This is a genomic window from Polaromonas sp. P1_E11, assembly GCF_056405995.1.
In genome coordinates, this window is the sequence record NZ_JBFUBA010000002.1 from 1,254,772 (window position 1) to 1,279,004 (window position 24,233).

Here is a 24,233-nt window from a genome sequence, read left to right on the forward strand (position 1 = left end):
GTCAGTAGAACCAGCTCGCCGGAACCGTGACCAGTTTGGGGAAAACCACCATCAGGAACATCACCGCGAACTCGGCGATCATGAACGGGATGACACCCTTGGTGACGTCGTCCATGCTGATCTTGCCGACCCCCGCCACCACATTGAGCACCGTGCCCACCGGCGGCGTCACCAGCCCGATCGAGTTGTTGATGATGAACAGCACGCCGAAGTAGACCGGGTCTATGCCTGCGGCCTTGACCACGGGCATCAGCACTGGCGTGAGGATCAGGATGGTGGGTGTCATGTCCATCGCCGTGCCGACGACCATGACCAGCACCATGATGGCGGCCATCAGCAAGATCGGGCTGCCCATGAAAGGCTTGAGCAGGTCCACCACCATTCCCGGCAGGTTGGCAACGGTGATCAGCCAGGCGCTGACCATGGCCGCGGCGATCAGGAACATCACGATGGCACTGGTCTTGGCCGACGACACGAACACACCGTAGAGCTGCGCAGGCTTGAGCTCGCGATAGATAAAGATGGAAACAAAAAGTGCGTAGACGGCGGCCACCACGGCTGCCTCGGTGGGCGTGAACACGCCCATGCGCAGGCCGACGAGGATGATGACCGGCAGGACCAGCGCCCAGGTGGCGTCGCGGAAGGCCGTCATGATCTCGGTGGCCGACTTGCGCGGCGGCGGCACGATCTTCTCGCTGCGCACCAGCCAGGCCCAGGTGATCCAGAGCGCGCCGCCAATCAGCAGGCCCGGCACAACGGCTGCGAAGAAGAGCTTGGAGATCGACACGTTGGCCGCCACGCCGAAGATCACCAGCCCGATGCTGGGCGGGATCACAGGGCCGATCACCCCGACGGCAGCGATCAGGCCGCCGGCGCGCGCCTTCTCGTGCCCTGCCTTGACCATCATCGGCAGCAGTAACGCGGTGAGCGCGGCCGCGTCGGCCACGGCTGAGCCCGACAGCGCCGACAGCAGGCAGCCGGCCATGATGGTCACATAGCCCAGCCCGCCCTTGACGTGGCCGACCAGCGCCAGCGCCAGGTTGACGATGCGGCGCGACAGGCCGCCGACGTTCATGATCTCGCCGGCCAGCATGAAAAACGGCACGGCCAGCAGCGGGAAGCTGTCGGCGCCCCCGACCAGGTTCTGCGCCAGGATCTGAGCATCGAACAGTTGCAGGTGCCACATCAGGGCGACACCGCTGGCCAGCAGCGCAAACGCGATGGGAATGCCCAGGGCCATGGCGGCCAGCAGCGAGCCGACGAAAATGAGGATGGTCATGGCCGCGCTCCTGCGGTGTTGTCCGGCTGGCGCGCATCGTCCAGCACCTGCTTGAGCTGCACGGCCTCTTCCGACTCCTGCACCATGACCAGTTCGTCATCCGACAGCTGGCCGGTGACGACCTTCCACAAATCCAGCACCAGCAGGCCGCATGCCAGAACGCCGAACACAAGACCCGAGAGGTAGACGATGGACATGGACCAGCCGGTCGTCGGCGCCGTGACGTCCCAGTTGATCTTGACCTGCTCCCAGCTGCCCATGGCCAGCAGCACTACGATGAAGATCATCAGCGCGTGGCCGATGATGAGGCAGATCTTCTTGCCCATGACCGGCAGCCGCCCGACCACCATGTCGATGCCGAGGTGGCCGTGTTCACGCAGCGCCACCAGGGCACCGAGGAAGGTACCCCAGATGAAGAGCCAGCGCGACACTTCTTCAGACACAGTGATGCCCGAGTTGAAGCCGTAGCGCAACACGACGTTGCCGAACACCAGCACGACCATGATGGCCAGGCCGGAGGCGATGAGGAACTCAATGCCTTTGCAGGCCTTGTCGACGAACTTTTCCATGTCAGTTTTGCGCGGCAAGGGCCTGCGCTTCGCGCGCGATGTCGGTCACGACTCGAAGGCCCTGCAGGTACGAGCGCGGGCCGAAGCCCTGGATCGTTCCTTTCACAGCCGGCGAGATGATCGAGTGGTGGCGCCAGGGCTCACGTGTCGCGAGGTTCGACATGTGCACCTCGACCACCGGGAAAGGCATGGCCTTGATCGCGTCATGCAGCGGCACGCCATGCTGCGTTAAGCCGGCGGGGTTGACCAGCGCGCCCTGCGCCGTGTCGATGTGCTGGTGCAGGAAATCAATCAGCGCCCCTTCGTGGTTCGACTGGATGGTTTCAAGCGTGACGCCCAGTTCCCCGGCCAGTTGTGCCAGCATGTCGTTGATCTGTGCGAGCGTCGTGGTGCCGTAGATGTGGGGTTCGCGGCGGCCGAACAGATTCAGGTTCGGCCCGTGGAGGACAAGTATTTTCATGGGATTCAGAACTTCGACACGCGTTCCAGCTCGGACTTGAAGAGGGTGACGATGGCCGGGTCATAGGCGGCAGAGAACTTTTCGTAGACGGGACGCACTTCGGCGCGCATCTTGGCCAGCTCGGCGGGCGGCACATCGTTGTACAGCATGCCTTTGGCCGTGAGCTCGCCCAGGGCCTTGGCCGAGACTTCACGGCTGACCACGCGCTGCCAGTTTTGGGCTTCGATGGCGGCGTCCTGCAGGATCTTGTGCTCCGTCGCCGAGAGCTTGTCCCAGAAGCGCTTGCTGATCTGGATCGGGTTGGTGGCATAGACGTGGTTGGTGCCGCTCACGTACTTCTGCACTTCATAGAACTTGCTCGAGGCAATCACCGCGAAGGGGTTTTCCTGGCCATCCACCGCCTTGCTTTCGAGCGCGCCGTACAGCTCGGCAAAGGGCATAGGCACCGGATTCGCCTTGAAGGTCTTGAAGGTTTCCAGGAACACCGGGTTCGGGATCACGCGCAGCTTCAGGCCTTCCAGGTCGGCGCCTTTCATGATGGGGCGCTTGCTGTTGGTGACGTTGCGAAAGCCCAGGTCGAAAAAGCCCAGCACGATCACGCCCTTTTCAGGCAGTTTGGCGGTGAGCATCTTGCCCAAGGGGCCGTCGACCAGCGCGTCAGCCTGTTTCGCATTGGCGAAGAGGAAGGGAAAGTCGAGCAGGCCGAATTCCTTGACGATGCCGTTCAGCGACGTCGTCGAGGCCACCAGCATTTCCTGCACGCCGCCCTGCAGTGCGGACTGCTGCTGCAACTCGTTGCCGAGCTGGGAGGCCGCGAATTCCTGCACCTTGATCTTGCCGCCGCTCTTGGCGGCGACGATCTCGGCAAACTTGCGCACGCCCAGGCTGGTCGGGTGGTCGGGGTTGTTCAGGTGACCGAACTTGATGGTGCGTTCCTGGATGTCCTGGGCCGTGACGGCGGTCGACAGGCCTAACAGGGCGGCTGCGGCCAGGGTGAGGGTGCGGCGTGTAAAACGGATAGAGGGCATCGACGTCATGGAAGGTTCCTTTTGTCCCGGATTTGAATAATGGAAGTGAGCAAGCGGGCAGCGCCGATACACGCGCCACCATCAGGGCAGGCTGGATCATCAAGTAAAGTGGAAAGTCTTTCCATTATGGAAAACCATTATCATTTTGTAATCGGCCCGGCCGCAAGGCGTGGCCAAATAGCGCCATGCCCTTGCCTGAAAACGTCATTTCTCTATGAGCACCCTTCTTGAACGAAGCTTCAAAACCCTGGAGCATCTGGCCGTGCACCCCGAGGGGCAAACCGTCTCCATGCTTGCCGCCACGCTCGACATGCCGCTCAGCGCCACCCACCGCCTGCTGGCCGAACTGTGCCGCTGCGGTTATGTGCGCCAGGTGCGCGAGCAGGGCGAATACGTGCTCACCATCAAGCTCGTGTCGCTAGGCTTGGGCTTTTTGAGCGCGTCGGGCGTGGTCGATGTGGCACAGCCGCTGCTCGACAGCCTGGCCGAAGAATCGGGCGAGCTGGTGCGTCTGGCTGTGGTCGACGGTGACGACCTCACCTTTGTCGCCAAGGCTCAGGGCGCACGCCGCGGCCTGCGTTATGACCCCGACATGGGCTTGTCGGTGCGCCTCTCGTGCAGCGCCGCCGGCCACGCCTGGCTATCGACCATGAGCGACGAAGAAGCCATGCGCCTCGTTGCCGGGCAGGGCTTTGGCTTGCCGAAAGACTTCGGCCCCAAGGCCCCCACCACCGTCAAGGCGCTGCTGGCTTATGTGCAGGCAGCACGCAAGCGTGGCTTCAGCATGATCAACGAAGTGTTTGCACCGCAGATGACGGCGATGGCCGCACCGGTGATGTCACCCACAGGCGCGATAGGCGTGGTCACCATCGCCGGCCCGCTGGTGCGCCTGACTGAGGCGCGCATGGAGGAGTTGTCGGAAGCTTTGCTCGCCACGGCCGAAGAGATTCGCGCGGCGAGCGGTGCGTCAGCCATGTTCAAGAAGCGGGCCTGAGCAAGCGACTGCGAGCAGCTCAGCCTGATGCGCAAAACCCTGATTTCCACCATCGTCGCGTTCTTCGGCGGTTCGGCCCTGCTGGCTTTCTGGGTGAAGCTCGAACACAGGCCGGCAGAAGCCATCGCAGCGACCCACGCCTACATCGAAGGTGTGGACACTGACGCCGGCTGGAAAGACCGCCTGCGCCGCTGCGTCAAACCGACCGGGTTCACACCGTTCCAGACCAACGGCAACCGACTTCGCCGCCTGGCCGGTAACCAGGACCCTGACCCGGCGGAAGTCAGCGTGGATTTTTTTGACTGTTCAGTTCGCTTCCACCTGAGCAAGCAGAAGTCGGGCTCCTGGCGGGTCTACAAGGTCCAGAGCCACGCGGGCTAGGACCTGTCCTTGCCTCCCTAGAGCTTCAGGGTCAGCCGCCTCCATGCACCTTCGAGCTGGCCCTGCACCAGCGCCCCGCCGTCAAAGCTAAGCGGGCGTTGCTCTGTCACCGGCAACAGCAAGACCAGGTTGTCCTGCACGGGCGGCCGTGCGCCATCACGGAGCACCGCGATATGCAGGCCTTGCGCGGTGGATTCGACGCTCAAGCGCCAGGAGCAGGCCATGATCGAAAACCTCAATGTGTTCGAGGTGTTGATGGAGGCGGTGCGCGTCTGCTCGCTGGAGCAGATCACCAATGCGCTGTTTGAGGTGAGCGGGCAGTATCGGCGGAATACGTAAACCGGCGGGGAGCCGTATTACCAACTGATGCATGGCAAGTCATTTCGGCTATTGCCGAATCCTGCCAGCACTGGTGACGATGGATAGCTCGACGAAGCCAGAACCAGAGTGCTGTCCAGGTTTAAAGCTGATCAAGTAACCACCAAGGTCAAAATTACTCATGCTGTCCAAGGCTAGAACGGTCCCCTCGCGGCTGGGCCTGCTGCCTTGGCGACGTATCGCTTCAGAAATGACGCGAGCGGCAATATAGCCCTCCATCATGGCGTAGCTCACAGGCACTTCCAGGTTGGGTGTCTTGGCAGCGGTCTCAGTAAATTCCTTGACTAGCTGACTGGAGACCTTGTACGGACTTGGCGTCACTTGGGCAATCGCGACACCTTGCATCTGCTCCGGAGAAAGCCGTTTTGAGAGCTGCTCGATGTCTGCGCCCGAATGTGCAAGCAGTTGAGCTGCGCCACCAGCGATACGGTACTTCTCAATAAAGCCGGCCGCAGCAGATCCACTGGAAACCATGATGATCGCTTGCGGCTGCATGTTCATGAAAGTGTCCACGGCGTCGGTGACGTTGACCGTGTTGGCGACGTAGGAGGCGCGTCCTTCGATCGTCGCTCTGACTTTCCTAGCTGACTCCTCGGCCGCGGCGATTACCGCAGTTGAGCCCGGCCCAGCCTCATGGAAAAGCCCCAGGCGCTTAATCCCGATGGTGGCCAAATGCTCAATGAGTTTGGAAATCTCGTCGCGCAGGCCTGCCCGCACGCTATACAGGTAGGGGGTGTCCGGCTGGATCTCCGAAGTACGGTAGCCCACCAGAGCGATCTTTTCTTTTGCCAAAACGCCCGCTGACACCAAGTCGGCAACATTCTTGCCGCCAAAGTAACCGGCCAGAACCAGCGGCTTATCTTCAGCAATCATCTGCTTGGTCAAAGTGACCGTGTCGTCGGGCCTCCCGCCATCATCCTTGCGCAAGAGTGTGAACTTATGACCGTTGATGCCACCGGCCTTGTTCATGGCGTTGAAATGCAATTGCATGCCGGCGGCGTAAGCGCGGCCCTGACCGGCCTCCGGCCCTGACATGGGGCCGACCTGGCCCACTATGATCTCTGCGGCGAGTACCGCACCGGCTCCCGTCACAAGGGCTACCACGGCCAGTGCCCTCAGGGCCTTGGCGAAAGCCGACGATAAACAACGGTTGTGCATGATGAGAGTTTCCTTTGTGCCGCGAATCTGACGGACCTGGGTATCGATCAGTGGTCAACCTGCTGCAACACGGTCATTTCCAAACGCGGACTCTCCGTTGCCAGCGCCGCTTCGACTGTGATCCGGGCGGGGGAACCGCCGGGTTTGGGCCTGCCTGAGCAGGGCTGGATTCCATGGATCAAGGAAGGGGGCCCGACCCGCCTCCTCGTGAACGGCCGAAACGCGTGCCATCATCGACCCGGGCTTCGAACTGCAGCAGTGCCAGCAGTTGGCGAACCTTGACGCCTTGCGGTCGAGCCAGGTTGTCGCGAAGCGGTGCGACGCGCTCTTCCGGAATAATGCCCGTGGTGCATTGTTCGAATTTGATTTGCCGCTCCAACGGCGAAAACGGATTCAGGAATGACCCTTTGGCGTGGTGAACCACACGCTCCAGGCGTCGTCCGTCCTTCAAGGTTACGACTGTGGTGTGGGGGAGCAGCTGCGTTGCGGTTTCTACGCGTGTCGAATCCAGGCGCATTTCGACGCGTGGCATGAGGCGTCGGGTCACGTCGTCTTGCACCGCTTTCGGCGTGAAGTCAGCCAACGTGACCGTGCCATAACGGAGCATCGTTGCCACCGCGTAGGGCATGGAGAACATGGCCTCGCGCGGATCCCGGGGCTCCGGGTATTTGAGGTTCACCAGGTTGACGCGCCCGACCAATGTTTCGACACGCTCCACGTCCTCCATGCCGAATCGGTGTTCCGTGGCCAGGGCTTGTAACGCGTCCAGGCAGCGGTGTGTGGACGCACAGTTGGGATACAGCTTGAATCCCAGGCCGTGGCTGTCGATCGCCAGCGGGCCATCGTTGACCGCAGTCATGGACCGCCAGTCGGCCGCCAAGCCCCCAGCATAGAGTGCGCCAAACCCGTGCGGGCCTTCCAGGGCTGTATCGCTACCGGTGACGCCCGCTGCCGCCAGCGATGCGGCCAGCACACCACCTTGCGCCGCCAGTCCGGCATGTACGGGTTTCGTGTCGGTGCCGAACTGGACCTTGGGTCCGGCCGCCATGGAAACGGCCAGGCTGAGAGCGTGCGTCATCCTGGCAGCGTCCAGCCCAAGCAACCTGGCGCAAGCGGCTGCGGCAGCAATTACGCCAATGGTTTGAGTGCCATGCCAGCCTTTTTCGGCATGGGACCGGTCCATCGCCATCCCGACGCGGGCCATCACCTCGCTTCCGACGATCAGTGCATCCAGCACGGCGTCCAGCGTGGCATCAATCTCGTGGGCTTGCGCCAGGATGGCTGGGATCACAGCGCAGCCAAAATGGCCACCGGCGACGAAAAACATCTCATCCAGCTCCCTCGCATGGGCGGCCGTGCCGTTGGCCAGCGCACTGAAGGCGGCACAAGTCCCGGTGTTGCTACCCACCACCGGGACCGATCCCGCGACACGCAATCCCGCCCGCACCGAGGCGCAAACCGGGTCCCCAGCACCTGCCACCATGGCGGCGATGGTGTCCTCCAGTGAGTGCTCTGCCGTGCGCAAGGTGGATTCACCCCATTGATTGGGAACCGCGGCAGCCCAGTGCGCGAGAACCTGGGTAGCGGGGACGGGGGAACTGAACATGCTTGTCCTTGGGGTCTGTTTTGATATGTGGTTGCGCCTGTCAGCGCATCCTTGTGTGAAGTGAATAGCCGAAACGCAACAGCAGACCTACGCGAAAGGCCAGACACATTCAGTCAAGCTTTACTCCGGCGTTGCGGATCACGTCACCCCATTTTTTCGCCTCGCTGTCGATATGCGTCTTGAAAAACTCGGGCGTTCCTCCAAGCGCGACCTGCCCCACTTGCGCGAATTCGGCTTTGGTCGCAGGTGCCTGCAGCCAGTTGTTGATCTCACGGTTCAGGCGCAGGATCACGGGCCGAGGCGTGCCCGTCGGTGCCACAATGCCGCCCCAGGCCACCACCTCGAAGCCTGCAATGCCCGCCTCTTCCATGGTCGGCACGTTGGGCAGCAGCGCCGAGCGACGTTTACTGGTAACCGCGAGCGGACGCACCTTGCCCGACTGGATCGCGCCCACCATGGACGGCAGGTTGTCAAACATGAAGTCGATCTGCCCGCCGATCAGGTCGGTCTGCGCCTGCGGGGCCCCGCGGTAGGGAATGTGGCTGAAGCTGATGCCGGCTTTTTCCTTGAGGATTTCGCCGCTGAGGTGACTGGTGGTGCCGTTGCCGCCGGAACCCATGGTCAGATTGCCCGGGTGGCTCTTGGCATAGATGACCAAATCACGCACCGAGGCGATGGGCAGGCCATGGCGGACCACCAGCACATTGGGCACCTGCGAGAGCACGGCCACCGGTGCCAGGTCTTTATCGGGGTTGTAGGGCATCTTGGAAATCAGGCTGCGGTTGATGGCCATGGTCACGATATTGCCGAAGCCCAGCGTATAGCCGTCGGGCTTGGCGGTGGCCACCGCCTGCATGGCGATGGTGCCTGCCGCGCCGGGGCGGTTCTCGACGATCACCGCTTGTTTGAGTTTGTCCTGAAGGTAGTAGGCCAGCTTGCGGCTGGTCTGGTCGGGCGTGCCGCCGGCGGCCGAGGGCACGATCAGTTTGATAGGCTGGGTGGCGGGCCAATCCGCCGCCAGGGCGGTGCCAGCCAGCGCGGCCGACGCCAACAGCAGCATAAGGCGTGTTTGAAATTTCAGCATCTGTGACTCCAACGTTCTGTTCTTGATGGGCTACCCTCTGGGGCGACCTGAATATCAGGCATGCGCGCCGGCCTGTCCAACGGAATAACCGCATACCCCCTTGCATTTATTTCATGCCCGCATAGCCTTTTTCATTGCGGGCGAACGGATGCCATGCCAATAATGGCCGTAACCGCCATGAAATATCCGACGCAGCGCCACCTGCCCTCCATCGTCAACCTCAACACCTTCGAGGTGATTGCACGGCGCCTGAGCATCACTGCCGCAGCCGATGAACTGGGCCTGACGCAAAGCGCGGTGAGCCGCCAGCTGTCGGACCTGGAGAGCTTTGTCGGCGTTGCACTGTGCCGGCGCACAACTAGCGGGATGGAGCTGACGGTTGACGGTGCCAGTTACCTGCGGCGGGTGCGAACCCTGCTGGACGAGCTGGAGTCAGCGACCATTGCCGCGTCCATGGGCTCCATGCCGGGCAAGATACTGCGGCTGTCTGTACCCACCACCTTTGGCACGCTGTGGGCCATGCCTCGGCTGTGCGCCTTCGCCATCGCGCACCGGCAAATCCAGCTGGACGTGGCCACGCATACCGGGCCCATCAGCATGCGCGACTCGGGGCTGGACGCTGCCATCGTCTACTGCGAAGGGCCGGAACCCGGCTGCGTGGCCGACCTGCTACACCCCCTGCACTCCTTTCCTCTTGCGGCGCCCACGCTGAGCCGGCTGGCGGCGCCGCTGACGGGCACGCAAATGGCAGCGCTGCCCTTGCTGCACCAGAGCATGGTGCCCAACTCATGGCCGGCCTACCTGCGGCAGCTGGGCGCGTCCGTAGAAGTCCCTATGCCGGGCGCCCACTACGGTCTGCTGTCGCTTGCATTGACGGCAGCGGAGGCCGGTCTGGGCGTCGCATTGGCGCCGGACTATGTGAGCGCATCGGCGCTGCAGACCGGGCGCCTGGTCAAGCTGAATGACAAGCCCTTTATTTCGCCGCGCAGTTATTTTCTGGTGACGACGAACGAGCGCGCCAAGGCGCCCGTAATCCAATCACTGCGCCAGTGGTTGGCGAGCCAGTCGCCGCCTGCCCCTTGACGCTCCGGCAGTGGCCAGCGGAATGAGGCAGAGGCGGCGTGGTCCAGGAGACTGATCAACGCGCGAAGCTGCTGCTCCAGGCCAATCACACCAGAGACACTGGAGAGTGCAATGGGGTACGTCACAAATCCCGTCGAAATCCGTCTCAATGGTGAGGACCCCAGGGGCCCTCCCAAAGCGGCATCGCCGGGTTCGTGCCCAGTGTGCGCTTAGCCTCGGCCCTGGTTTTGGCCGCGTTGACCGGTTTGACATTGTGGTCCGGCACACGCAGGGTTTGCGTTTGGCTGGCTGGACTGACCGGGCGGCCGGCGGCAACGTCTGAGGCGTGTAGGCCGGTTGTGGTGAAAGCGGCCGCCAGGCCGACAGATGCAAGGGGTCGCAAGATCAGGACCAACATTTGAAGCCTTCCGTCGTGAATCATCGTCACTGCAGGGCAGCATGCAAAGGACGTGCCAGAACTTCGGACATCGTGTCTCGCCGTCACGGCTTTACCCCAGGGCTAGTGATCCGCTGTGCCGGGATCGCAGCGTCCCAGGCCACAGTGGTCCCACATAGGGTCAGAGCTTCAGCGTCAGCCGCCTCCAGGCGCCTTCGAGCTGATCCTGCACCAGCGCCCCGCCGTCAAAGCTAAGCGGGCGTTGCTCCGTCGCCGGCAACAGCAAGACCAGGTTGTCCTGCACGGGCGGCCGTGCGCCCTCACGGAGCACTGCGATGTGCAGGCCTTGCGCTGTGGACTCAACACGCAGGCGCCACTGCCCATAAGCACCGCTGCGCCAGGCCTGGCTATGGCCGTCGTCTTCAAAACAGTTTGCTTCGAAACTTCCCGCCCCCTGATGGGGAAAGACCTGGAAGCCGCGCAGATCTTCGACCGCTGCGAAATGGATCTCTCCCAGATTCAGCGGTACGGCGCAGCCTTCGCGTGCCAGCAACGGGGGCGGGCCGTCCAGCGATGCCTCCAGCGTCACCCATTGCCCGGCATCCAGGTGCCGCGCCGTGTGCACTTCGTACCAACCGCTGGTGCCGGGCAGCCACACGCGGCGCTCGGTCTGGCCGGGCTCGACCACCGCGGCTACCAACAGGTTGGCGCCTAGCAGCATGTCGTCGTTTTCTTCCAGGCAGCGCGCGTCTTCCGGGAAGTCGTGATACGTCGGCCGGATGATGGGCTCATAGGTGCTGTGGTAACGCCAGACCAGGTCATACAGGTAAGGCATGAGGCGGTAGCGCAGGCGAATCAACTCGCGCACCTGGGGCGTGACCTCGGGGTACATCCAGGGTTCATTGACGGTCTTGTCGTCGTTCCAGGAATGGATGCTGAAGCGCGGCAGGAAGATGCCGTGCTGCACCCAACGCAGCAGCAACTCAGGCCCCGGCGCGGGGCCGGAGAAACCGCCGATGTCGTGCCCGGTGTTGGACACACCCGACATCGCCAGGCCCAGGCCCATGCGGATGTTGTAGCGCAGTGTTTCCCAGGCCGTGTAGTTGTCGCCCGACCAGGTCTGCACATAACGCTGCATGCCGGCGGCACCTGAGCGCGACACCAGGTAGGGCCGCTCCGCGGGCGCGAACTCGGTCTGCGCGGCATGCGAGGCCTGCATCATCAGCAAGGTCTGCAGCGGGCGCGCTTCGCGCGCGGGACGCGGCGCGCCAAAGCCGTGGGCCAGCGCCTTGTCGCTCCAGATTTCGTATTCGTTGTTGTCGTTCCAGGTGGCGGGGATGCCGTATTGCAGCAGTTGCTCTGTGACCTGCTGCTTCCACCACGCGATGGTCGCGGGGTTGGTGAAGTCAAGGTAGGCGCCAGTGCCATCCCAGAACTGGATGGCGGTGGGCTGGCCGTCCGGGTCATTGACAAGAAGGCCAGCCTGGCGGGCTTCTTCAAAACGCGGGTGGTCGCGCAGCAGCGCGGGCTTGATGTTGGGCACCAGGCGTATGCCGCACTCCAGGTAACTCTGCACAAATGCCGCGGGGTCGGGAAACTTCTCGCGGTTCCAGTTGAAGACATAGCGGCCCGGGCCAATGGAGGTGTAGCCCGACGACAGATGGAACGAGTCACAGGGAATGTCGTGCTCTTCGCAGCGCTCGAGGAACTCGCCCATGCGCTCCTGCGCATTTGGTGCGTCGGTGTAGCTCATGGTCGAGCCCGAATAACCCAGCGCGTAACGCGGCGGAAAGATGGGCCGGCCGGTGAGCCAGGTGTAGCGTCGCGTGATGACGGCCGGATCAGTGCCGGCGATGTAGTACAGGTCCAGGTCGCCGTGGTCGGCCACGAAGTAGCGATAGTGGCCGTGGTAGTTGTCCATTTCGCGGCCCATGTCGAAGCTGCAGTCGGACAAGGTGTCGTAGAACAACCCGAAGCACAGGCCGGCGTCTTTTTCACCACCCTTTCGGGTGATGTAGAACGGAATGTGCTTGTACAACGGGTCAGTGCTGCGCGCGCTGTAACCCATGGGGTCGAGGTTGCACATGCGGTAGCGCTGGCCAGCGCGGTTGGCGTCACCGGCGCGTTCACCCAGGCCGAAGTAGGCCTCGCCGCGATCACGCTGCAGGTAGTGGTAGACCTTTTCATCCCACCAGCCGAAGTTGTAGCTTTGCGTGGTGCGGTCGGAGGCTGTGGCTTGCCAAGCACCGTGGTGCCGGCTTTCCCATCGGCAGAAGAAACCTTCGAGCGCGACGGTCAGGCGCACGGCGCTTGTGGTGATTTGCAGTTGTGCGTCCTCTTCCCTGAGATCGAATACGGGGAGCAAAAAGCCGCTCACGTCAAAACGGTCGCGGCCCTCCACGGGCAAATTTTCAAGCCCCGGCGCCACGGTCCAGCTGCGCGGCATCTGCAGCCGGCCCTGCGGCAGCACCAGCACACGAATGATGTCTTCTTCGAGCACCCAGATGTGGGCAGTGGCACCGCTGGCGCTGGCCAGCACAAGGTGGTTGTCGTTGCGGGATTGCAGGGCGAATACGGGAGGATGGTCCAGGCGCATGGTGGGGAGTCGAAAGGAATTGGGATCAGCCGGGCACGGCACTCAGAGGCGCAGGCCGCTCGCGTCGAAATAATGCAGCTGCTCCGCGGGCGCGCTGACCTTGACGGTATCGCCGCGCTTGATCGTGGTCTGGCCGTTCAGGATCAGTTCAAAAGGCGCGTCGGGCACCACCTTGCCGTGCAGGATGCTGGTGCTGCCGAGCTGCTCGACCTGGGAAACCGCCAGCTGCAGCGGGCCGTCGTCCGATAGCTGCGCGTGCTCGGGCCGTATGCCCACGGTCTGGGCGCCGGGTTTTGCGCCGGGCATCTGCGCCGCGGGCACGAAGTTCATGCGCGGGCTGCCGATGAAGCCGGCCACGAACTGGTTGCAGGGCCGGTTATACAGCTCCAGCGGCGAGCCGACCTGCTCGATGCGACCGGCGCGCAGCACCACGATCTTGTCGGCCATGGTCATGGCCTCGACCTGGTCGTGTGTCACGTAAATCATGGTGGCGCCAAGCCGGGCATGCAGGTCGCGGATCTCGGCGCGCATCGAAACGCGCAGCTCGGCATCGAGGTTGGACAGTGGCTCGTCGAACAGAAACAGCTTGGGTTCGCGCACGATGGAGCGGCCTATGGCTACGCGCTGGCGCTGGCCACCGGAGAGTTGCGTGGGTTTGCGCTGCAATAGGGGCGTGAGCTGCAGCAGGGTGGCGGCGGCATTGACCTTGCTCTCGATCACGGCTTTGGCCACGCCCAGGTTCTCCAGGCCGAAAGCCATGTTGTCGTAGACGCTCATATGCGGGTAGAGCGCGTATGACTGGAACACCATGGAGCAACCGCGATGCGCGGCGCTCACATCGTTGACGCGCTGTCCGTCAATGCGGATGTCGCCGCTGCTGGCGGGCTCCAGCCCCGAGATGATGCGCAGCAAGGTGGATTTTCCGCAGCCCGAGGGGCCGACGAAGACCACAAATTCACCGTCAGAAACGGTCAGGTCCACACCATGGATGATGGTGGCTCTGTCGAAGGTTTTGACGACACTGGCAAGTTCAAGAGTGGCCACGGAAAGTCCTCGGTTTATTTGACGCCGGCGCTGGCGATGCCGGTGGCGATGTATTTCTGCAGAAAGGCAAAGACCAGGGTGATCGGAATCAGGGTGATCACGGTCATCGCCAGCAGGTAGTGCCACTGCGTGTTGAGTTCGCCCTGGAAGGCGTTGAGCGCGAGCTGCAAGGTGAAGTGCTCCGACTTGGACAGCACGATCAAGGGCCAGAGAAAGTCGTTCCAGCGCCACATGAACGAGAAGATGGCCAGAACTGCCATGGCCGGCGCAGCCAGGGGCAGGATGATCTTCCAGTAGATGCGCCATTCACTGGCGTTGTCCATGCGCGCAGCCTCCAGCAGCTCGTCGGGAATGGTCAGCATGTACTGGCGCAGCAGGAACACGCCGGTGGGTGTGGCCACAGCGGGCAGGATCACGCCCCAGAGGTTGTTCAAGAGGTTCAATTCCGAGATCACCAGGAAGGCCGGCACCAGGATGATGGTGGGCGGGATCATCAGCGTGGCGATGATCAGCACGAACACCGTCTTCTGCCCGGTGAACTGGTACTTGGACAGCGCGAAGGCCGCCATCGAATTGAACAACAACGTGAGGATGGTGGCCACCACGGTGATGAACACGCTATTCCACAAGTAGGTGCCGAAGGCGAACTTGCCGAACAGCTCGGTGTAGTTACCGCCGGCGAATTTGAGTTCATTCACCGGTTTGCGGTCGTTGATGTTGACGCGCAGTTCGGTCTGCGGCGCGGCGGGGTCGACCATGGTGGCGATCAGGCCGATGCGGCGCACCTGGGCCAGTTCGCGAATGTTTCCCTGCTCGTCCTTCGCTCGGAACAGCGGCAAGGGCTTGTCGTAACCGGCCACCACCGCCTCCTTCTGGCTGTAGGGCAGAAAGGTCGGCGGGAACTGGCTGAGTGCGCTTTCGGTCTTGAACGACGACATCACGAGCCACAGCACCGGGCCGAACATCACGATGAGGCCGGCCAGCAGGTAGGCGTAGGAGACCCAGTCGGTCCAATGCAAACTGGTGCCGCCGTGCTTGTGACCCTGGGTACGGGTAAAGAAATTGGCCATCGCTTTTTCCTTACTTCTTGATTTTTCCGGCCTCGCCGGCTTTGGACAGCCGTAGCTGCGCGAGCGTCAGGGCCATCAGGCCGGCGGCCAGGATCAGCGAGGCCGCGGCAGCCAGGCCATACAGGTGGATCTGTTCAGCAAAACCGGTCTGGTAGATGTACTGCACGATGAAGGTAGTGGCCGAGCCCGGGCCGCCGCCGGTGAGCACAAACACCTCGTCAAAGCTCTGCACCGCGCGGATCATCACCAGCACCAGCACCACGATCAGGTTGGGCATGAGCAGCGGCAGCGTGATACGCCTGAGCACGCGCCACGGCGGCGCGGCGTCCATCTCGGCAGCTTCGTAGACGTCTTTCGGAATGGCTTGCAGGCCGGCCAGCAAGATGAGTGTGTAAAAGCCCATGTGGGCCCAGATCGACACCACCACCACCCAGAAAAAAGCCCAGTGCCGGTCCAGCAACCAGTCCATCGGTGAAGCGCCCATGGACACCAGCGCGGCATTGAACACGCCCTGGCTTTGCAACAGCCATTTCCAGATCAGCGCCACCACCACCGGCGACAGCAGCACGGGGTAGAAGAACACGCCGCGCCAGAAACCGCGGCCTATGATTTTTCGGTTCAGCACCAGGGCCGTCACCAGCGAGAAGAACACCATCAAGGCCACCTGGATCAGGCTGAACTTCATCGTGTTGGCAATGGAACGCCAGAAGATGTCGGTGCGGCAGGTCTGCAGATCGGTGTAGTCGCGGCATTCAAGCAGAATGGCGAAGTTCTCCAGCCCCGTGAACGGCCGCTGCGTGGGCAGCAGGTTCACCCCGCCCGTGACCGCGTACACCAGGTTCACCACGATCGGCAAAAAGGTGAAGAGGCTGATCACCACCAGGTTGGGCCCGACGAACAGCCAGCCTATGCGCGAAGCGCCCAGCCATTTTTGGCCGAGCCTGAAAACCGGCTCGAACAGATTAAAGAAGAAGCCCAACAAGGCCGAGAAAACTGACATGCCGACTCCGATCTGTACCCATGACGCCGCTAACGCATTGCCTTATGCCAGTGACAGCGCGGAACTGGCTCCGCCAGGCCGCAGGTGTCGCCCCCTGCAAGGGCGGAGGCGCGCAAGCAGTGCGCGCCACGGGGTGTGCCTACTTCTCGGCTTGCTTGACCGCTTCGGCCATGTCGGTGCCGATTTTGGTCACGGCCTCGTCCACGCTGATTTCTCCCACGATGGCCTGGGTGACCCGGGTCACGGTCGGCAGCATCAAGGCGCGGTTGTATTTGTAGCCTTGCAGCGCGTAGGCCGGAGGCGCGATCGTGGCGGTGCCGCTGCTGAACACACCCAGCGCGGCCTGTGCCGCAGGGCCGGCAGTCGGATAGCTCACGCCTTTTTTGGCCACGCCGGCATGGGCCGGGATATTGTTGGTGCGTGAGGCGAATTCAGCGACGTTGGCCTCCTGCGCCATGAAGTCCAGGAAGCGGCCCACTTCCTTCGGGGACTTGGTGGTTTTGAGCGCCACCCAGGCCGCGCCGCCGGGCATGCCCGAGCAGGCGGCGGGACCGCAGGGGTTGGGCACGGCGACCCAGTCGAAGGCATTGCCGATTTCCTTTTGCATGCGGTTGATCTGCCAGGAGCCCGACAGGATCATCACCACGCGGCCGTTCTTGAACTCGCCCACCGCGTCGGCATAGCTGGAGCCGCCCGAGCCGCCCCAGACGTCTTTGAGCATGGTGCCGTCCTTGTGCCAGGCGACGAACTTGCCCACGGCGGTCTTGTAGCCCGCATCCACCGTGAGATTTCCCTTGGCGTCGAAAATCTTCGCGCCATAGCTGACGGCTGGGCCGGCGAAGCGGTGGCCCGAACGGTCCCAGGCCATGGCGGCCGGGGTCTGCGTAGCCTTGGCCACCTTGCGCGCCGCATCGGCCCACTCTTCCCAAGTGGCCTTGGGGCCGGGCATCGGCACCTTGGCCTGCTCAAACAAGGTCTTGTTGACGAAGGGGCCGGTCATGGTCATTTGCGACAGGAAACCGTAGATGCCCTTGTCGCCCGCCTTGTTGCGCATCCAGGGCAAGGTGCTGCCGAAGTTGTCTTCCCAGTACTTGCGGTCCTTCACATAGGCACTGATGTCGATGTAGTTCTTCGACAGGCCGCCGATTTCGGCGACACGCGCGATGTCGGGGCCCTGGCCGGCCGCGAGCTGGACAGGCAACTGCTCAACCACCGTCTTGTACGGCACCACGTCAAGGATCACCTTGGCGCCGGCGTTCTGGGCTTCATAACGCTTGATGAGGTCGGCCGTGACATCGCACTCATTGCCGTCCTGGTAGCACATGACGCGGATGTCGGCGAAGGCGCTGGTAGCCAGCGTGGCGACGGCGGCGCCCAGAAGGCCGACGCGCGTGGCGCGCCTGGCGAGAAAACGAAGCTGGAAGTTCATGGTTGTCTCTTTCTGGAAAAAAGGAAGGGAGGGGCCGATCTGTCGTCGGCTTCAGGAGTGCGCGTCAGCGGCCGACGCAAAGACGAAACCTGATGGCGTCTCGCGCCAGTCGCACAGTGCAGCGTCGATGTAGGTGCCTTGGGCACGCGAGCCGAAATGGGATTCAACGCGCGCGACGGAACGCAGCGCGGCATCCGCTCCATCACCGGGCAGCATTTCCCCGGTGCGCGGAGACGGGTCGAGCAAGAGCACCGGCAGAGGCTTGCCGTCGCTGTGCGCGCCGCTAGAGGTGAAAACCATGTCGTCCTGTGCCGTTGGTTTGCGATCATTATCGGTTTTGGCTATTATGGCAAACGTTTGCCAATGTTTGGCAATCGTTTGCCATACTTGTCAGCTGCGGTTTTCTCGGTTATATGTTTTGTCTTGGCCCGCACTAATCGGGCCACCGCCCTCGGCCCTTGTTTTCCCAAAATACGACCCATCGATGCTTCGCTTTCCACTCGCCGGACTCCCGCCTGGCCATCCACATGTCCGGACTTCGCGCCAACCCGTCATTCGCTGCGGCGTCCAGACCCGGCAGGCCTGCCGACCGCACCGATGACCGACGACACCCCGCGCAGGCGCAGGGGCGTCGGCCCGGTTTCGCTGAGCGAAGTCGCTGTGCAGGCCGGCGTCTCAATCTCCACCGTCTCGCGCATCGTGAACGGCGAGACCCGGCGGGCTTCGCCGGAAACGCTGGCGCGCGTACGCGAGGCGATCAAGACCGTGGGCTACCACCCCAACCAGCTGGGACGCGCGCTACGCAACCGTGAGAGCCGCCTGGTCGCGATGCTGGCCGCCAACCTCGACAACCCGGTGATGGCTACGCTAGCCGCCTCCACCGAGGCCGCGCTGCGCGAGGCCGGCTACACGATGATCCTGTGCGACACGCACGACCGGCCGGAGCTGCAGGACGACTATCTCAACGCCATGCGTTCGCAGGTCGTGCAGGGCTACGTGATGGTCGCGGCCCAGCCCAGTGCCGGCCTGCGCGACTTCGTGGAGCGCGGTGCGCCGATGGTCTTCGTGAGTCGGCGCAGCCCGTTCGGCACATGTTCCTTCGTGGGACCGGACAACCTGGCGGCCGGCGGCGCCGCCGCAGACTACCTGCTCGACCGCGGCATCGACGCGCCGGCCGTGGTATTTCCGTCGCGCGGATCGTCCACGACCAGGGAACGCGTGCAGGGCTTCTGCGAGCGGGCCGGCGCCAGAGGCTTGTCAGCCGACCGGATCCGTCGGGTAGAGGCCCCGGGCATCTCGCACCTGGAAATCGGCTACGCCGCCGGGGCCCAGTTCGCGACGCCCGGTGCCTGGCCGCGTGGCGCCATGTGCATCAGCGACCAGGTCGCCTATGGGCTGCACCGTGTGGCCCGCGAGAGCGGGATCCGGGTGCCCGGCGATTGCGAGCTGGTCGGCATCGACGGCAACCCGATCAATGCCTGGCTCGCCCCGTGGCTCACCTCGGTCGAAATTCCGCATCAGGATTTCGGACCGGTCATCGTGGACCTGATGTTGAGCCTGTGGGGCGGCGAAGCGCCACGCGAACGCCTCATGCCGCACCGCATGGCGGCTGCGCTCGAGAGCTAAAACAGGCCAGGCCTGAGCCGCCATGCCCATGCTGTTCATTCAGACGCGTGATCCCAACGGCATAAAAAAAAGCGCCCCCAGGGCGCTTTTTTATGGATGCAGCCTCAAGGGGCCGCATCAGCAGACCGGCTCAACCCTGGTGAGGGCGCTTGCCTGGGTTCTTTTTGCTGCGGGTGTGCGAACCGCGCTCCAGGCTGATCTTCTGGCCGCGGCCGGTCGTGATCGTGTAGCCCTTGGGAGGGACTGGCTTGGGGGCGCAGATGTCGGCTTCGACTCTGATTTTCTTGGGCATGGAAGACTCCGGGTTAAAAATGGCGTAGCCCGTGATTTTAAGCCACTCCGGGCTGCAGGCCTCCCGCCGGGCTTATCAGGCGTACAAGGCGGCCGGCGCCTGCTCCCGGGCACGCTGTGTTTGGGCCGCCGCCAGCGTGCGCGCCACGGGCTCCCAGGTGCTGGCATAGGCGGGGAGCGCGTCGGGTGCAAAGGCGGTGTGCGGCCAGTCGGAGCCCCAGACCAGGCGCCGACCGAACAGCCCCGCGACCTTGCGGATGGTCTCGTCTAGCGTCTCATACGGCGCCTGCGCCCCCAGGCGGTACCAGCCCGAGAGCTTGACCCAGGCGCCCTGGTCGGCGAGCTGCTCCAGCGCCAGCCAGGCCGGGTGATCCGGAGGAACGCCGGCGTGCATGCCGGCGAGGTGGTCCAGCACCGCCGGTACCGGGCTGGCCGCATGCATGGCCGCGATCACGGGCAGGTCTTGCGGTGCCGCATACCACTGCACATGCCAGCCCAGCGCACGCAAGCGCGGCGCCAGGGCCTGGAAGCTGTCCCGGGCACCTTCACCCTCCCCGGCCTTCAGGCTGTCCCCGACGGGAGACACCAGGTTAAAGCGCACACCCCGCACGCCGAGCGCATGCATGGCCTGCAGCGCCGCATCGTCGATGGAAGGCGGCAGCACCACCACACCGCGGTGGCGCCCGCCACCGGCACGCAAGGCATCCAGCAGCACTGTGTTGTCGGCGCCATAGACGCTGGGCTGCACCAGCACCAGGTGGCCGAAGCCATGGCTTTGGGCCAGTTGCGCTATGTCGGCCAGCGGCCGGTGCACGGGCCGGTAGTGGCCACCGGCCACCGGCGCCTGCGCATCGAATACATGGACGTGACTGTCCCAGCCGGGCGCCACCAGGTCAGGTGTGGAACTCTGCACCGCTTAACCCGTGGTGATCTTGCGGTCCCTGACGATGCGGCCCCATTTGAGCTGCTGGGCCTTGAGGAAAGCCTGGGTCAGGGCTTCCGGGCCATCGGGAAAAGCCTCGCCGCTCAGGCTGCGGATGCGGCCCAGTACTTCGGGGTCGCCCATGGTCTTGCGGATGGCGGCGATCAGCGCGGCCTTGGATTTGGCGTCTATACCGGCGGGCGCCAGCACCGGGTTCCATTCGAGCACTTCATACGCCGGCACGCCGGCTTCTTCCATGGTCGGCATGTCGGGCAGCGAGCGCGTGCGGCGGCGGCTGGTCACCGCCAGCGGACGCAGCCGGCCCGACTGGATCTGCCCCAGCGAAGAGGCCACGTTGGCGAAGAACAGCGGCACCTGGCCAGCCATCACGTCGTTCATGGCCGGGCCGCCGCCGCGGTAAGGCACGTGCACCAGCTTGACGCCGGCCAGGTCTTCAAACAGCGCGCCAGCCAGGTGCTGGGCCGAGCCGTTGCCCGAAGAGGCATAGGCAATCTGCCCGGGTTTGGCCTTGGCCAGGCGTATCAGGTCCTTGACGCTTTTGGCCTCAAAACCGGGCGCGCACACCAGCACGTTGGGGAACTGCGCCAGCACCGCCAGCGCCGCGAAAGCCGTGTCGGTGTCGTAGGGCAGCTTGGGGTAAAGCGCGGGATTGACGGCGAAGGACGAGGCATCGACCAGCAACTGCGTGCCGTCGGGCACGGCGCGCGCCACCTGCGTCGCGGCGATCTGGCCGCCTGCGCCGGGCTTGTTGTCGACCAGCACGGGCTGGCCCAGGAAGTCCGCCATGCGTGGCGCGATCAGGCGCGCCATCAGGTCGGCGCCGCCGCCCGCGGCATGGGCGGCAAAGGTCCAGGGTGCGACGACGGCCGCACCCGCGGCCTGCAGCACGAGGCGGCGCGAGCGGTTCAAAGGTTGCACTTTGCTTGCAGGGCGGTTGCTTGGGTGTGACATGGTTTTCTCCAGTTTCGGTGAGGGGTCTGGGCGTTCAGGTGATGGTGACGGTGTAGTGAAAGGCATGGGCATCGCCCCGCGTGTAGCGCACTTCGACGCAATGGCCGGCCAGGTCGTAGGCGCTGCGCGTGACCAGCGCGCACGGATGGCCGGCCGACAAGGCCAGGTGGCCGGCCTGCGCCGCCGTGAGCGCGCCGAAACTGATTTCATCGACCGCGCGGGCCACGTGCACGCCGCAGCGCTCGGCAAACATCGGGTAGAGCAGGTCGCCCCAGCCGCCAGCGTCGCCCTCGGCGAGCCCGGCGAACAGGGCCGGCGGCAGCCAGATTTCTTCATAAACACAGGGCTGGCCCGAGAGCGAGCGCACGCGTTGCAGCCGCAGCGCCATATCGCCGCGTGCAAGGCCGAGACGCCGCGCCACCTCGGCGGGTGCGACCAGCAGCCGGCGCGAAATGATGTGCGAGGCCGGCACTTCGCCAGTGCCTTCGCCAAAGCGGAAAAACCGCATCATGGTGCCGCCCGTCATGCCGGCACGCACAAAGGTGCCGCGGCCGTGGATGCGTTCGATCAATCCCTGGTCGGCCAGGAGTTCCAGCGCGCGGCGCAGCGTGCCCAAGGCCACGCCGTGCTCGGCGGCCAGGGTCTGCTCGGCCGGCAAGGCGCTGCCCGGCGGCCACTCGCCCGCCACCACGCGCGCGCGCATGGCGGCGGCCAGGGCGGCATAACGGCTTTGGCCCGGTTCGGCGGGAACCAAGGTCAGCGAAGGGTTTGCTGAAATGGCCATAATTGATCTAGTCCTATAGATGACTAGATCATGTCACGTACCCGGACTTTTGCCTCTTAGGGTTTACACGGAGCGCTGCGGCCCATAAAAAAAGGCGGCGCCCATCGGGGCGCCGCCTTGCGCGAAAAAGCGTGAACCGGCTTACTCGATGGTCGCGCCGGAAGCCTGCACGATGCCCTTCCACTTCAGGTAATCGCTCTTGAGCAACGCGGAAAACTGCTCGGGCGTCATGTTCTGCACCTCAGCGCCCTGGGCGTGGATGGCGGCCTTCATCTCGGGCATGCCTAGCAGCTTGTTGACCTCGGCATTGACGGTGGCGACGATGTCCTTGGAGGTGCCGGCCGGCATGAAGAGGCCATACCAGGTGCTGACGTCAAAGTCCTTGTAGCCCAATTCGGCCACTGTAGGCACTTCGGGCAGTGAGGTGCTGCGACGGGCCGAGGTGACGGCCAGCGGGCGCAGCTTGCCCGACTTGATCTGGGCGATGGCCGACGGCAGTGATGACACCATGAGGTCCACATTGCCGGCCAGTACATCCATCATGGCCGGGTTCGAGCCTTTGTAAGGCACGTGGCGCAGCTTGATGTTGGCGGCGCTGTTGAAGATTTCGCCGGCCAGGTGGATGGTCGTGCCGTTGCCGGGCGAGCCGTAGGTGATGGAGTCGGGCGCGGTTTTGGCTGCCGCCACCACGTCGGCCAGCGTCTTGAAGCGCGACTGCACGCCCGTGACGATCACGACCGGCGTGTAGGCCACGTGGGCCACTGCCACCAGGTCTTTGGTCGGGTCGTAGCTGAGGTTCTTGTAGAGCCAGGGGGCAACAACCAGGTTGTCCTTCTGGCCCATGACCATGTCATAGCCCGTGGGCGCTGCGCGTACGGCTTCGGCAATGCCGATGGTGCCGCCGGCGCCGCCGCGGTTGTCGGGCACCACGGTCCATTTGCTGGCCTCCGTCAGTTTGGTGGCCACCAGGCGTGACAGGATGTCGGTGCCGCCGCCAGGCGGGAACGGAACGATCAGGCGTATCGGCTTGGCCGGGTATGTCTGGGCCTGCGCGGCAGAGAGTACGAGCGCGAGGGCGATGAACGACAAAAACTTGCGAAGCATGGGGGAAGGTCTCCTTATGGGGCTTGCCAAGCATAAGGCGAATGGAAAAGACGCACTCGCTCGCAGCCAGTTTGACCTTCGATTTTATTCGCCGGCCTGTCTATACAACATGGCGGTGCCGCGCGGCTGGACCGTGATCCGCGGGGTCCGGCGTCTCGATCGGCGATGGCGCGGATGAGCTGCAGTGCCTGCCGTGCACCACCTGTGCCGCCGCGAGCGCCGCTTATGATCAGCCCTTCAAAATAAAGGGGGCCTTGCATGTCATCAAACTCTTCCGCTGCGCCATCGATGGTGCGGACCGGTGCCAAAGCCGGTGTGGCGTTTGCCGGTTCTGTCGCCATGGGTGGTTTGCTGGCTTTCCTGCTGGGCGGTGGCGTGTTCTTCTTCTACCTGAGCCGGCTGTCCGGCCCTGGCATGCCTGCCGCAGCGCACGCAGGCGGCGCCGGCGCCGTCCTCGCCTTGCTGTTTTCACCGCCCTTGCTGGTCAGCATGCTGCTGCTGGCCTTTGTACCGATTTACCTGATGCTGGGCGTGGCGCGTGGCCGCAGCCGGGCCATACAGCAAGTCGTGACGGGTCATGGAGAAGCCATGTCCCAGCGCTTGACGGATGCGATTGCCGGTCGTATCGAGGCCATGCCGCGAACCAAGGGTGCACTCGAACGGGTGTCAGAGATGCTGTCGGCCGATGCCATTGGTCAGCAATTGGCGCCCGTGCTGGGCCAGGGACGCGCCGTGCGCGGCATGATCAATTTTGTGGTGAACCGCCTGCCGCTGGCTGATGTCCTGGCGCAATGGCAGCAGGCCCGCGCCGCCGAGGCCGCACCTGCGCCAGCACCAGGTGCGCCTGACCCCGTGTTGCGCACGCTACTCGCACAGCGTATTGGCCAGACGCTGCATGATGCCGCTACGCCTTCCCGCAAGCCGCTCTACATCGCCATGGCCGTCCAGGCGGCCTTGCTGGCAGTAGGGATGTGGCTGACGCGTTGACCCCTGGAAAGG

The 24,233-nt window shown here is 63.9% G+C and carries 24 protein-coding genes; 5 read left to right on the forward strand and 19 right to left on the reverse strand.

Annotated features, from left to right (window positions below; translation table 11 throughout):
* Nucleotide 1: 1 nt before the first annotated feature.
* The 4 genes from AC1D11_RS13415 to AC1D11_RS13430 are packed head-to-tail and all read right to left on the reverse strand — an operon-like array spanning nt 2 to nt 3,345.
* On the reverse strand, nt 2–1,279 hold the full coding sequence (locus AC1D11_RS13415; RefSeq protein WP_477651274.1) for a TRAP transporter large permease: 1,278 nt from the start codon (nt 1,277–1,279) through the stop codon (nt 2–4).
* Nucleotides 1,276–1,848 carry a TRAP transporter small permease gene (locus AC1D11_RS13420; RefSeq protein ID WP_477647499.1) on the reverse strand — a complete coding sequence of 191 codons (573 nt, stop codon included), beginning with the start codon at nt 1,846–1,848 and terminating at the stop codon, nt 1,276–1,278. Before AC1D11_RS13420 ends, AC1D11_RS13415 begins: the two co-directional genes overlap by 4 nt.
* Before the next feature lies 1 nt (nt 1,849).
* Nucleotides 1,850–2,308, reverse strand: a complete 459-nt coding sequence (locus AC1D11_RS13425) for a type II 3-dehydroquinate dehydratase (protein WP_457281283.1) — start codon at nt 2,306–2,308, stop codon at nt 1,850–1,852.
* Nucleotides 2,309–2,313: 5 nt separating this feature from the next.
* Nucleotides 2,314–3,345, reverse strand: coding sequence for a TRAP transporter substrate-binding protein (locus AC1D11_RS13430; RefSeq protein WP_477647500.1), 1,032 nt, complete (start codon nt 3,343–3,345; stop codon nt 2,314–2,316).
* Between the two features lie 205 nt (nt 3,346–3,550).
* Between AC1D11_RS13430 and AC1D11_RS13435 the strand changes: the two genes are divergently transcribed.
* A complete protein-coding gene (locus tag AC1D11_RS13435) occupies nt 3,551–4,330 on the forward strand; it encodes an IclR family transcriptional regulator (RefSeq protein WP_477647501.1) in 780 nt (259 codons plus the stop codon).
* Between the two features lie 27 nt (nt 4,331–4,357).
* Entirely contained in the window at nt 4,358–4,711 is a 354-nt protein-coding gene (locus tag AC1D11_RS13440) for a hypothetical protein (RefSeq protein ID WP_477647502.1), read from the forward strand.
* Between the two features lie 17 nt (nt 4,712–4,728).
* On the opposite strand, the gene AC1D11_RS13445 is transcribed toward AC1D11_RS13440, so the two are convergent.
* From AC1D11_RS13445 to AC1D11_RS13460, 4 genes are all read right to left on the reverse strand, one after another.
* On the reverse strand, nt 4,729–4,935 hold the full coding sequence (locus tag AC1D11_RS13445; RefSeq protein WP_477647561.1) for a hypothetical protein: 207 nt from the start codon (nt 4,933–4,935) through the stop codon (nt 4,729–4,731).
* Between the two features lie 163 nt (nt 4,936–5,098).
* Complete coding sequence (locus AC1D11_RS13450) at nt 5,099–6,247, reverse strand: ABC transporter substrate-binding protein (protein WP_477647503.1); 1,149 nt, start codon at nt 6,245–6,247, stop codon at nt 5,099–5,101.
* A gap of 178 nt (nt 6,248–6,425) precedes the next feature.
* Entirely contained in the window at nt 6,426–7,853 is a 1,428-nt protein-coding gene (locus tag AC1D11_RS13455) for an MmgE/PrpD family protein (RefSeq protein ID WP_477647504.1), read from the reverse strand.
* A gap of 109 nt (nt 7,854–7,962) precedes the next feature.
* Entirely contained in the window at nt 7,963–8,937 is a 975-nt protein-coding gene (locus tag AC1D11_RS13460; protein WP_477647505.1) for a Bug family tripartite tricarboxylate transporter substrate binding protein, read from the reverse strand.
* A 177-nt stretch (nt 8,938–9,114) separates the two neighbouring features.
* Between AC1D11_RS13460 and AC1D11_RS13465 the strand changes: the two genes are divergently transcribed.
* On the forward strand, nt 9,115–10,020 hold the full coding sequence (locus AC1D11_RS13465; protein WP_477647506.1) for a LysR substrate-binding domain-containing protein: 906 nt from the start codon (nt 9,115–9,117) through the stop codon (nt 10,018–10,020).
* Nucleotides 10,021–10,577: 557 nt separating this feature from the next.
* Here the strand turns inward: AC1D11_RS13465 and AC1D11_RS13470 are convergent.
* The 6 genes from AC1D11_RS13470 to AC1D11_RS13495 all read right to left on the reverse strand — a co-directional run bounded on the left by AC1D11_RS13470 (nt 10,578) and on the right by AC1D11_RS13495 (nt 17,835).
* The gene (locus AC1D11_RS13470; protein WP_477647507.1) at nt 10,578–12,992 is read right to left on the reverse strand and encodes a TIM-barrel domain-containing protein; all 2,415 of its coding nucleotides are present in this window, start codon (nt 12,990–12,992) and stop codon (nt 10,578–10,580) included.
* A gap of 42 nt (nt 12,993–13,034) precedes the next feature.
* On the reverse strand, nt 13,035–14,036 hold the full coding sequence (locus AC1D11_RS13475; protein ID WP_477647508.1) for an ABC transporter ATP-binding protein: 1,002 nt from the start codon (nt 14,034–14,036) through the stop codon (nt 13,035–13,037).
* A 14-nt stretch (nt 14,037–14,050) separates the two neighbouring features.
* Nucleotides 14,051–15,106: a carbohydrate ABC transporter permease gene (locus AC1D11_RS13480; protein WP_477647509.1), complete on the reverse strand. Its 1,056-nt coding sequence runs from the start codon at nt 15,104–15,106 to the stop codon at nt 14,051–14,053.
* A gap of 10 nt (nt 15,107–15,116) precedes the next feature.
* Nucleotides 15,117–16,106, reverse strand: a complete 990-nt coding sequence (locus AC1D11_RS13485; RefSeq protein ID WP_477647510.1) for a carbohydrate ABC transporter permease — start codon at nt 16,104–16,106, stop codon at nt 15,117–15,119.
* Nucleotides 16,107–16,245: 139 nt separating this feature from the next.
* Nucleotides 16,246–17,535 carry an ABC transporter substrate-binding protein gene (locus tag AC1D11_RS13490; RefSeq protein ID WP_477647511.1) on the reverse strand — a complete coding sequence of 430 codons (1,290 nt, stop codon included), beginning with the start codon at nt 17,533–17,535 and terminating at the stop codon, nt 16,246–16,248.
* A gap of 51 nt (nt 17,536–17,586) precedes the next feature.
* Nucleotides 17,587–17,835, reverse strand: coding sequence for a hypothetical protein (locus AC1D11_RS13495; protein ID WP_477647512.1), 249 nt, complete (start codon nt 17,833–17,835; stop codon nt 17,587–17,589).
* 297 nt (nt 17,836–18,132) lie between these two features.
* On the opposite strand from AC1D11_RS13495, the gene AC1D11_RS13500 reads away from it, so the two are divergent.
* Nucleotides 18,133–19,161, forward strand: a complete 1,029-nt coding sequence (locus AC1D11_RS13500; RefSeq protein ID WP_477647513.1) for a LacI family DNA-binding transcriptional regulator — start codon at nt 18,133–18,135, stop codon at nt 19,159–19,161.
* A 130-nt stretch (nt 19,162–19,291) separates the two neighbouring features.
* Here AC1D11_RS13500 and AC1D11_RS13505 read toward each other — a convergent pair whose 3' ends face one another.
* The 5 genes from AC1D11_RS13505 to AC1D11_RS13525 all read right to left on the reverse strand — a co-directional run bounded on the left by AC1D11_RS13505 (nt 19,292) and on the right by AC1D11_RS13525 (nt 23,234).
* Nucleotides 19,292–19,453, reverse strand: a complete 162-nt coding sequence (locus AC1D11_RS13505; protein ID WP_007863796.1) for a hypothetical protein — start codon at nt 19,451–19,453, stop codon at nt 19,292–19,294.
* 75 nt (nt 19,454–19,528) lie between these two features.
* Complete coding sequence (locus AC1D11_RS13510) at nt 19,529–20,365, reverse strand: amidohydrolase family protein (RefSeq protein ID WP_477647514.1); 837 nt, start codon at nt 20,363–20,365, stop codon at nt 19,529–19,531.
* Nucleotides 20,366–20,368: 3 nt separating this feature from the next.
* Nucleotides 20,369–21,346: a tripartite tricarboxylate transporter substrate binding protein gene (locus AC1D11_RS13515; protein WP_477647515.1), complete on the reverse strand. Its 978-nt coding sequence runs from the start codon at nt 21,344–21,346 to the stop codon at nt 20,369–20,371.
* Between the two features lie 34 nt (nt 21,347–21,380).
* The gene (locus AC1D11_RS13520) at nt 21,381–22,130 is read right to left on the reverse strand and encodes a GntR family transcriptional regulator (RefSeq protein WP_477647516.1); all 750 of its coding nucleotides are present in this window, start codon (nt 22,128–22,130) and stop codon (nt 21,381–21,383) included.
* Between the two features lie 141 nt (nt 22,131–22,271).
* Nucleotides 22,272–23,234 carry a Bug family tripartite tricarboxylate transporter substrate binding protein gene (locus AC1D11_RS13525; protein ID WP_477647517.1) on the reverse strand — a complete coding sequence of 321 codons (963 nt, stop codon included), beginning with the start codon at nt 23,232–23,234 and terminating at the stop codon, nt 22,272–22,274.
* Between the two features lie 258 nt (nt 23,235–23,492).
* Here AC1D11_RS13525 and AC1D11_RS13530 point away from each other — a divergent pair, with 258 nt between their 5' ends.
* Nucleotides 23,493–24,221, forward strand: a complete 729-nt coding sequence (locus AC1D11_RS13530) for a hypothetical protein (protein ID WP_477647518.1) — start codon at nt 23,493–23,495, stop codon at nt 24,219–24,221.
* The last annotated feature ends 12 nt before the right edge of the window (nt 24,222–24,233 follow it).

Bases quoted from the DNA above. Each gene is read 5' to 3' on its own strand.
- AC1D11_RS13415 (WP_477651274.1), bottom strand. From the start codon at position 1,279: ATGACCATCCTCATTTTCGTCGGCTCGCTGCTGGCCGCCATGGCCCTG.
- AC1D11_RS13420 (WP_477647499.1), bottom strand. From the start codon at position 1,848: ATGGAAAAGTTCGTCGACAAGGCCTGCAAAGGCATTGAGTTCCTCATC.
- AC1D11_RS13425 (WP_457281283.1), bottom strand. From the start codon at position 2,308: ATGAAAATACTTGTCCTCCACGGGCCGAACCTGAATCTGTTCGGCCGC.
- AC1D11_RS13430 (WP_477647500.1), bottom strand. From the start codon at position 3,345: ATGACGTCGATGCCCTCTATCCGTTTTACACGCCGCACCCTCACCCTG.
- AC1D11_RS13435 (WP_477647501.1), top strand. From the start codon at position 3,551: ATGAGCACCCTTCTTGAACGAAGCTTCAAAACCCTGGAGCATCTGGCC.
- AC1D11_RS13440 (WP_477647502.1), top strand. From the start codon at position 4,358: ATGCGCAAAACCCTGATTTCCACCATCGTCGCGTTCTTCGGCGGTTCG.
- AC1D11_RS13445 (WP_477647561.1), bottom strand. From the start codon at position 4,935: ATGGCCTGCTCCTGGCGCTTGAGCGTCGAATCCACCGCGCAAGGCCTG.
- AC1D11_RS13450 (WP_477647503.1), bottom strand. From the start codon at position 6,247: ATGCACAACCGTTGTTTATCGTCGGCTTTCGCCAAGGCCCTGAGGGCA.
- AC1D11_RS13455 (WP_477647504.1), bottom strand. From the start codon at position 7,853: ATGTTCAGTTCCCCCGTCCCCGCTACCCAGGTTCTCGCGCACTGGGCT.
- AC1D11_RS13460 (WP_477647505.1), bottom strand. From the start codon at position 8,937: ATGCTGAAATTTCAAACACGCCTTATGCTGCTGTTGGCGTCGGCCGCG.
- AC1D11_RS13465 (WP_477647506.1), top strand. From the start codon at position 9,115: ATGAAATATCCGACGCAGCGCCACCTGCCCTCCATCGTCAACCTCAAC.
- AC1D11_RS13470 (WP_477647507.1), bottom strand. From the start codon at position 12,992: ATGCGCCTGGACCATCCTCCCGTATTCGCCCTGCAATCCCGCAACGAC.
- AC1D11_RS13480 (WP_477647509.1), bottom strand. From the start codon at position 15,106: ATGGCCAATTTCTTTACCCGTACCCAGGGTCACAAGCACGGCGGCACC.
- AC1D11_RS13485 (WP_477647510.1), bottom strand. From the start codon at position 16,106: ATGTCAGTTTTCTCGGCCTTGTTGGGCTTCTTCTTTAATCTGTTCGAG.
- AC1D11_RS13490 (WP_477647511.1), bottom strand. From the start codon at position 17,535: ATGAACTTCCAGCTTCGTTTTCTCGCCAGGCGCGCCACGCGCGTCGGC.
- AC1D11_RS13495 (WP_477647512.1), bottom strand. From the start codon at position 17,835: ATGGTTTTCACCTCTAGCGGCGCGCACAGCGACGGCAAGCCTCTGCCG.
- AC1D11_RS13500 (WP_477647513.1), top strand. From the start codon at position 18,133: ATGACCGACGACACCCCGCGCAGGCGCAGGGGCGTCGGCCCGGTTTCG.
- AC1D11_RS13505 (WP_007863796.1), bottom strand. From the start codon at position 19,453: ATGCCCAAGAAAATCAGAGTCGAAGCCGACATCTGCGCCCCCAAGCCA.
- AC1D11_RS13515 (WP_477647515.1), bottom strand. From the start codon at position 21,346: ATGTCACACCCAAGCAACCGCCCTGCAAGCAAAGTGCAACCTTTGAAC.
- AC1D11_RS13520 (WP_477647516.1), bottom strand. From the start codon at position 22,130: ATGGCCATTTCAGCAAACCCTTCGCTGACCTTGGTTCCCGCCGAACCG.
- AC1D11_RS13525 (WP_477647517.1), bottom strand. From the start codon at position 23,234: ATGCTTCGCAAGTTTTTGTCGTTCATCGCCCTCGCGCTCGTACTCTCT.
- AC1D11_RS13530 (WP_477647518.1), top strand. From the start codon at position 23,493: ATGTCATCAAACTCTTCCGCTGCGCCATCGATGGTGCGGACCGGTGCC.